This is a genomic window from Flavobacterium sp. (assembly GCF_044361065.1).
Taxonomy (GTDB): Bacteria; Bacteroidota; Bacteroidia; order Flavobacteriales; family Flavobacteriaceae; genus Flavobacterium.
Map to the genome: position 1 here is coordinate 18,401 of NZ_JBIKJI010000010.1, position 9,579 is coordinate 27,979.

At 32.3% G+C, this 9,579-nt stretch carries 4 protein-coding genes; all 4 read right to left on the reverse strand.

Annotated features, from left to right (window positions below; translation table 11 throughout):
• Window position 1: 1 nt before the first annotated feature.
• Window positions 2–2,044 (reverse strand): T9SS type A sorting domain-containing protein, encoded by a 2,043-nt coding sequence (locus ACIQ11_RS01420; protein WP_396152121.1) that lies wholly within the window; start codon window positions 2,042–2,044, stop codon window positions 2–4.
• Window positions 2,045–2,049: 5 nt separating this feature from the next.
• Entirely contained in the window at window positions 2,050–4,371 is a 2,322-nt protein-coding gene (locus ACIQ11_RS01425) for a S8 family serine peptidase (protein WP_396152123.1), read from the reverse strand.
• Window positions 4,372–4,488: 117 nt separating this feature from the next.
• Window positions 4,489–7,488: a beta strand repeat-containing protein gene (locus ACIQ11_RS01430; RefSeq protein WP_396152125.1), complete on the reverse strand. Its 3,000-nt coding sequence runs from the start codon at window positions 7,486–7,488 to the stop codon at window positions 4,489–4,491.
• Window positions 7,489–7,988: 500 nt separating this feature from the next.
• The coding region (locus ACIQ11_RS01435) for an OmpA family protein (protein ID WP_396152127.1) at window positions 7,989–9,579 on the reverse strand (1,591 nt) is incomplete at its 5' end.

Here is a 9,579-nt window from a genome sequence, read left to right on the forward strand (position 1 = left end):
TTTAGTTTATAATAATTTTATGTGTTGTTGAAAATTCCTTAGATGTAATTCTTATAAAATATATCCCAGAAGCATTAATATTATACTGATTTTCGTACGTTTTTTTACCTGTAAACGTTTCATTAAAAATAATTTTCCCAAGAACATCGGATATTTCAATATTTATATCCTTGATATCTAGCAAATTAACAAATACCGTAAAATTACCGTCTGAAGGATTAGGGTATACAAGTACTTTTATATCTCTATAAAATTCATCTTTAATTACAACAAATTGCTTGCTTACTTTACATCCTAATTTATTAGTAATTTGAAGAATATAAGTTCCTACATTCAAATTATTAACTAAAATCGTTGGTTCAGTTGAGATAATATCTCCATTATGAATCCATTCAAATTGATAATTTTCAAAAGGTTCCACAACAAAAGTTGTTGCGTCAATAACTGTTTCGGGTAAATTATATAAATTATAAATATCCTCTAATTGAATATTAATGTTGAAAGTAGGTGAAATGATGAAATTTTCTGATTGAGAAAATCCCGTTGCATCTGTAACTGTAACTTGATAATTTCCTACATTTAAAGAAAGTTCTAAATTAAAACCTGGCTGATTTAACTGCAGATTAAAGGGATTATCAGTGCCGTGAACATTTATTGTAAATCCTGGCTGACCACCTTTTATAGCAATATTAACGATTCCTTCGGTTTCATCACATTGCATCTCATTCACTTTTGTAAGAATTAACATTCGAGGTCCTATTCCAAAAGTAAACTGATTAAAATTTTGTGTATCATTTCCCCACTTTAAATTGGTAAAATTTGCAAAACCGTTACTATCAAAATTAGTCACAGGATAATATTCAATATTATTTCCAGTAAAATTAGATTCTGTTGTATTGGAAGGACTTCTATCAACAATTAACCAAAAAGCTTCGTTAACACCTAAATTAACAGGGCTTTCAGGTATATATCGTAAACTTGTGTTGAATAAATGAGCTTCTTCGCCAGTGTTCTGAACAAGCCATTTTCTTTTCATTGTAGTTATTCCATTTATTTCATCAAAATTTAATAATTCTCCTCTTCCATTATCTCCCATCACAATAAAATTTTGGTCTGTTATATTATTTGAAGTGTTGGCAGTCGGATAATTATCTGGTAATAAAGTGTTTGTTCGAGATAAAACTAAACGATTACCATCCTGATGGACTGATTTTGATTGTCTTTGATATAAACTTGAATTAGAATCCCTTCCAATACCAAAAATTCTATTTTTGAAAAAACCATTATTCTCTTTATGCCAAAATATTTCATTTTTGGAAGTGTAATAATTTACTTCTGGTTGCAATGTAATGCCATATTTTAGAGCCAAATAGCTTTCTACTCTCCATTTTTCTTTATCATTCAATGCTTTTCTATACACAATAACCTCGGGAATTTGTCCCGAAAAATTTGCTACATTTGTGAATGATTTTCCAATAAAGACAGAGCTTTCGCCATTTGAACCAAATGAATTGACTATTTTTTTTGTATTAAAATTATGCCAAAGCAACGTATTGATTCTTCCGTTTGGTCTAACTGATGAACCTGAAGGATATGTTATCGAAAGAACCTCTTTTTCAAAAGTTGAAGTACTAAATTTAAAGGATTGTTCGTTTACACTCCCTGAAACATTTGGTATTGTTGAGTTCCAATCGGTATTCATTAATGCATAATTTAGGGTTGGATCTGAAGGCGGTGTTGGTAAATTAACAATAAAAATTGTAGCCTCTTTTAACTTTTCTAACTTACTTAAATAGGAAATATAATCCGTACTATCATAAGAGAAAGAATAATTATAGTTAAAAAAAGAGGGTGTAAGTTCGGTGCTAGCTCCTAAAGTAATGGCTTTATTATTGGTGCTAAAATCTTTATAATGAAAAGTAGACCCTGCAGGGGTAACTTTATTTACTTTACACCAAATTTCACTGCCGGAAACACCTCCAGGACTTTGGGCATAGATACCTAAAGAAATTATTGAAATAAATAATAATATCGCTTTTTTCATAACCGTTACTTTTTAATAAGTTTGATTGTACTTAGTCCCTCATTGGAAATAGTTTTAATAATAAAAGTTCCCGATGCTAAAAAATTGGCATCAATTGCTTTTTTATGGACGCCTTCAGAATAGGTTTTTTTGTCATTATCTTGAAAAACTAATTTTCCTGAAATATCAAATATTTGAATTTCGAAAGTAGAAGCGTGAATTAATCTAAATTGAATATTCAAAATATCATTGATATATGGGTTTGGGAAAACAACCACTTCGCCTTTATCAACAATAACGTTCTCATTAACATCTGTGTCATTTTTAAAACTTTCAATAGCATTTTCACTAAAAGCTGTTCTTTGATTTATACCTGAACAAGGTAAATGAGCTAGAAAATCAGATCCGTATTCGGCTGTAAATCCATCTGTTCCTGATCCACCATTTTGAGATTGTGGTAATAATTCAATAAAATCAGCCGCTTTATATTCCACAAAATCAGGATTAGTAACTACAAATCCTGGGATTGCTCTAATAATGTTACTCGCTTTTATAGTATTAGCTAAAACCGTTGTGCCAACATTATCTGTCAATTCATTATCTTGATTCTGTAAAAAAACTAAATCATCTGAACAAAAACTAACTCCAGAAATAATTAAAGAATAAGGCTGCCCTAGCCCTGATTGACATGCGGCTGACAATGTACCTTTGTGTTTAATTTCTAACTGAAACATACCGCCAGTGGATGGAATTAAATTTTGATATACTTCAATTTTTTCAACATTATCTCTGATATTATCGCCTCTAGTTGCAGGTTGACTTAAAGTGTTTGCATTATTATTTTCAGCAATGTTATTTTTCAGAATCCAGGGCATAAGTAAATTTTGACCTCCATTAATTAAAGGTACATCATTACCATTTGCATCTTTTCTAATTAATCGAATATCTAAATCATTTACTAATTTAGCTGTAGTTTCGTTAATAGAAGCATTTGGATTGGTTGGGTCAATTAAAACAACATTTCCAGCAGGGTCAGTCCAAGCCAACGTTACTTTTAGGTCTTCTTTACCTGTGGCAGCTAAATTTAATTTAACAGTTTGACCGTTATATACATCTTCACGGATGATTACGCTTTTACCTCTTTGCTGAATTATACTTGCTGCCTTTTGCAAGTTAACCACGCCCCAACCGTGTCTGTAATCGGGACCTTTATCGTCTATTTCGTCTACACTATGAATAAGTAAGGCTCTAACTGTTGAAGACCACAAAGTTGTTGAAAATTTGGAATTCCAGTAATTATGTAAAAGTGCAATTCCTCCAGAAACTCCTGCAGCAGCTTGAGAAGTTCCACTATAATAACCGTACGTATTGTTTTGCGTTTCTATGCTGGAAAACGCATTGTTTCCGTGAGTTACAATATCGGGCTTAATTCTGCCGTCATCTGTAGATCCCCAACTGCTGTATGGTTCTGAAATTGAATTTACATTAGTAGTAAAAGGCGCTGTTTTACCTGCCAAATTAACTGATCCCACCACTAATACATTTTTCGAAACGCCCGCACCTTCTAATAAATCATAACCGCCCAGTATATTTACTTGTGGATATTGTGGAAATCCGTTACTATTTTTGTCATCTCTTGCATTACCCACGGATTTAACAATTTGAAATTCTTTGTTAATACACATCACTTCGTCCCATTGTTGTGCAATTTCATTGTATCTCCCAAATTCGGCAGGGTGCATATAAATTGGATTAAGTCCAAAACTTGTATTTGCAACTTTTATATTATCAGTAGTAGCAGCTGTTGTCATTTCAGAAGGTACGTTGAGCCAATCCCATGCTTTTATAGTTCCTTTATAAGCAACGCCTCTTACTAAACTATTGGATGGTGAACTCATACTTGGAGAAAATTGATTTCCAATAATTGTTCCTGCAATATGAGTGGCGTGACGCTGTAAAATTGAGTTTTGACCAGAAACATACTCTATTCTGCTAATTACGGGTGAAGTGACATTTAATCTAAACATTTCATGCGATTGTCTTGGTCTTCCGTTTTCCCATAAACCAATTTTTATTCCTTCTCCTTCTAAATTTAAACCATCAAATCCATTGTGTAAAATATTTGCAGCTAAGGCATTAACAATATTAGAATTATGGGTAATAAAATATTGTGGTTTTCCAAAAGCATTTTCTCCAATAAGTTCGCTATATTCTCCATCTTTAGTTTCAATGGTTTTTTTATATCCTTGTTTTAAAAAACGAGAGATAGCGTTTTCTTGCTTTTTGTTATAATCTAATATTCTATTTTCTAATACTTTTATAGAATTATTGTTTTTTTGAATGCTCAACGAGTCTGTTTGACCATAAGTAAACAAAGGGGTCAAACATAAAAAACCTATGAATAAAAGGGAAAAGTTCCTTTTATAAAAATTACATTGCTTTTTCATCTTCTGTAATTTTTATAATTATTGTTTGGTGTTTTTTTCTAATTTTTCTAACCTTTTCGCTAAATCATCTATAAGTTTGGCTTGTTTGATTTTTTCTTTTTCCAATGCCTCGTTTTTCTTGTTAAGTTCTATGGTGTGTATGGTCAACTCTTCAATTTTTTCTAATAACTTAGCATCCATAGCGCCTAAATCGATACCTTCTTTTACTACTTCCTCCGCTTTTGGAATATTTGGTAAGTGACCATTGATTTTAATAAATTTTTCAAGATCATTAAGAGGCATTAAAGAATAATCTTTGGCAAATACATAATCTGCCCAACCTTTTACACTAGCAATATCTACACGGACTTTTTCTGTACGAATGCCTTGAGCTACAAATAATCTATAATTGTTACAATCTGGACAATCTGCATCAAGATTAATGTTTGTTGTACCTATAGAAACTTTTCCTCCAAGGGGGTTAATAGCATAATTTAAATTACTAACATCATTTGAAAAGTGATTTTTATTTGAAGCTTGAGTCCAAAAATAATTTGTTGAAAAACCAGTTGTTAATTCATATTCATTAGGGAATTTTCCTCCACTATTTTGGTTGGAGATTTTAAAATGACCTAATCCAAATAAGTTTGGATTTTGAACTCTATTATTTTTAATAATCACATTAGCATCATTTGACCTAGGATTTAAAGTAAATGAAAAAGGATTTAAACTTTGAGGGTTATTACCTTCATCAATAAAAGTTAATGTTTTACTAGCCATTGAAACGGATCTATTGCTTTGCAGAGTTCCATTAGTATTGTAAATATTTTCGTTAGCCCCACCACCAAATTGGCTTGGATCATATTCAAAAACATTACCATCAGTATCTGTACCTAAAATAGCATTTGGTTTTTTATCATCTGGTAAATCTTGAAACCTTAATTTTCCAAGTGTGTGTAATACTGCTGTTGGGTCTGTTACTGTGCCACCAAATGGCTGTCCATTATCCAATCCTATGCCGACGTTTCCGCCTAAAGGATTGATAAGGTATGAAGATGGTTTTAATAATCCAAAATCTTCCAAATCAAACTTTGCACTATTTGATGGGTTTTCTACTTTTTTGGTTTCGTAATCACTTATTTGCAACCATGCTTTTCTATTATAAAGACCTTCTGTTTTAAGAGTTACTTCTAGATTAACACCATCAAAACTAGTCATTTGATTTCTGTTATACCCACCTCCTTGTAGGTTTGGAGCAAGATATGAAGTAGATTGTGTTTTATTTATTGCTACCCCATAACCATTCAATGTATTTCCATTCGATGTCAACGAAAATATATTTGAAAAATTAGCTTGATTGTCTAAAAAAGTTAATGCTTTTTGATTAAGATTTACTGTTCTATAATCTTGTAAGTCACCATTATCAGTATATATATTTACATTGTTTGGTGTTAAACTACTTGCTGGAAATTGAAATACTTGGTTGTTGGCGTCTGTACCTAATATACTAATAGGTGCAGGTGGTGGAGTTCCTAAATTATCTAGTTTTACAGAGCCTTTGGTATGCAACTGCGCAGTTGGAACTACAGTTTGCCCAAGTCCAATACCTACAAACCCGCCTAATGGATTTAATACAAGTGGTTTAAATTTATCATCACATAAAACAAATTTTTGTGATTTTTCATAAAGTGATTTTGAAGAATCAAGTGTATTACTTTCTCCTGATTGCAACCAAGATTTTTCTATATCTACTCCTGTAGTGAGTGATGTTGTTACAACCCTTCTATTTGTAATACTACCAAATATTTTAGTATATCCTTTATTAGTATTAGGCAAAATAAAAACATTATCTGCAGCACTTCCCGAATTGTAAATTGTATTAAAACTTGCACATTTACTTGGATTTGGATTTATATTAAATCCAAAATAAGCATTGTTAGAGTTGCTAAACTGCAATATATTATTATTTAAATTCACAAATCTACCTGAGTAACCAATTGGGTTTGTAATGGTTCCATTACTATTATATAAATTTGTATTCGAAATAGTTGGTAAAGTAACCGTATTCCCATTTGAGATAGATAGCTGATTTCCAGCAACAGAAAGTGTTTGCGAATCTGTTGAAGTTGGAAAAGTTACAGAACCGCCACCGTTTGAAAGACTTACAGTGTTGCCGCTTTGAGATAAAACTTGTGATGGACTAGAAATAGTATATCCTGTTGTTGGTGAGCCTGTAGCAGTAATATTTGCGCCAGCAGTTATTGTAGTTCCTCCGGATGTTTGGGTGGTGTTTAATAATACTACGTTACCACTTGCATCTACAGTTAAGAATTTATTAGTTGATGACGTTGGTACAAATGCACTTGTTAAATTAGAAAATTGCAATCCACTTAATCCTTGTATTCCGCTTGCTAATGATAATTTTGTTGAAAGTGCTGCGCTAGGAGCTATTCCTATTCCAACATTACCTGTTGTTTGAGTTGTTCCTGTAAAAAGTGAATTTCCTATAACATTCAATCTAAATGCTGTATTTGGCAATACTCCCAATCCTAAATTTGCAATCTGACTTGTACCACTTACAGTAGTATTACCGGTAAAAGCTGTAGTTCCTGTAAAAAGGGAATTACCTGTTACATTCAATCTATATATTGTGTTTGGCAGTACTCCCAATCCTAAATTTGCAATCTGACTTGTACCACTTACAGTAGTATTACCGGTAAAAGCTGTAGTTCCTGTAAAAAGGGAATTACCTGTTACATTCAATCTATATATTGTGTTTGGTAATACTCCCAATCCTAAATTTGCAAATTGTCCTGTACCATTTACAGTTGTGTTTCCTGTGAATAAAGAATTACCCGTAACAATGAATTTATTAGTTCCAAAAACTGGTAACGTTGTAAAACCCACACCAATATTACCTCCTGAATATAGACTATTTGATGTAGCTATTCCTGTTGTTACAAATTGAGAATAAGCAAAAACATTAACCAATAATAGAAATAGGGTAATTAACTTTTTTGAGATTAGCATCTTGTTCATAGTTTTTAATATTGAGATTAGATTTGTATAGGGTTTTACTTGGTAATGCAAATACTTTGATAAAAAACACAAAAGTTAATGTTTCGTACGTCATCACCCATCTTACAATTTACCTTTGAGAAATCATTACATCATTAAATAATGTAAGAAATAATAGAAACTATACACAGTTCAAATTTTACGATTTCTGGAATGAATCGCTTTAAATAAATTATATAATTTTAGTTTCAATTCAAAAATAGTTTTTTTGAATAATCGTTTTTTTACAAAAAATATTATTTATTGTAAATCAGATTTACATTAAAAACATATACAAAGCCTTAAATCTTAAAAAAAATAATTTTAAACAATTAATAATCAGACAAAATTTGAAAAAACTAAATTTATAATACTAGTTAAAATTATACTTCAGAAGATTATTAAAGCGAAAATTAAACACAAAAAAAGCGCCTCATTGCTGAGACGCTTTTTAATTTATTAAATAGGTTGGTGTTTTTAATTTACTTTTTAATAATTAAGAATTCACTTCTTCTGTTTTGTGCGTGTTGTTCTTCTGTGCATGTTGCGCATACTACTTTTGGTTGGGTTTCTCCCATACCGCTGCCTGAAATTCTTTCTTTTGAAATGCCTTTCGATACGATGTATTGCACCGTAGATTTGGCTCTTCTGTCTGAAAGTCTTAAGTTGTAACTATCCGATCCTCTACTATCCGTGTGCGATTTCGCATCGATTACCATTGTTGGATACTGATTCATTACTTTTACCAATTTATCTAACTCCTCTGCTCCTTGTGCCGTGATGTTGGATTGGTCGTATTCAAAGTATATCGGTTGTAATATCACTTCTGTTTCTGTGATTATTGGTTGTATTGGTGTTAAAGTAATCACGATACTTTGTGCACCGTTTTTAGATTTTGGCATACTAGCTGTTCCGTTTTGGTAACCCGCTCTGGTGGCATTAAAACTAGCGATTTCATCACACGCTACACCAAACTTAGCTTCTCCATTGTCGTTTGATTCTTGATTGCCTTTGTTTTTTCCTTTTTGGTCCACAAAGGTAACACTTGCTCCTGATAATAATTTACCTGTTTCTGCGTCTTTTACAATTACGGTAGCATCTACGCCACAAACGGCAATGGCTTGATAAATATCGTCATTTCCTTCTCTGTTACTTGAAAAATAACCTACGTTCTTATCTAAATTGTACGAAAATGAAAAATCATCTTTTTCTGTGTTTACTGGTGCGCCAAGGTTAGTTGCTGTTTGCTCCTTTGTGTTGGTGTTTTGTTTAAACACATCGTAACCGCCTAATCCTTGTTTTCCATTTGAAGAAAAGAATAAAATACCATCATCTTGAATGGATGGAAAACTCTCATTGCCTTCTGTGTTTATATTATCTCCTAAGTTCTCTGGTGTACCGTACGTATCTCCATCAACACTTACTTTCCAAATATCTTCTCCTCCAAAACCCCCTGGCATATCTGATGAAAAATATAAGATTTTTCCATCTTTACTAATACTTGGGTTTCTTACCGAGTAGTCTTTGCTGTTAAATGGTAATGCTTTTGAGTTGCCCCATTTATCACCTTCTATTTTGGTGGCTTTATACAAATATATTTGTCCGAATTTCAGGTGTTTTTCTTTGTTTTTTTGATACTCACTTTCATTGAAACTCTCACTTCCATAATACATCGTAGTACCATCTGAACTTATGCTCGCTGGACCATCGTGCCATTTGGTGTTTAATTCCGTAACTGCTGTAGCTTGACTTAGTGTACCGTCCGTGTTTCTTATGGCTTTATATAAATCTAAATACGGCTGGTCATCCATTCCGTTTTCTTTTCTAGAGGTGTTTCTTGCGCTTGTAAAGAATACTTCGTTATTTTGAGTTAAGACCGGTCCAAAATCTGTTTTGTCGCTACTTACATCCGATTTTAAAACATCGTATTGTTTGGCTTGGCTTTTTAATTGGTTTGTATATTCTGGATTGTTTTTAAAGGCTTTGGCTCTAGCATCACTGGGCTGCATCTTAGCAAATGTTGCCATTTGTTGTGCTGCCGATTTGGTATCGCCTTGTGCTTTTAGCATTTGA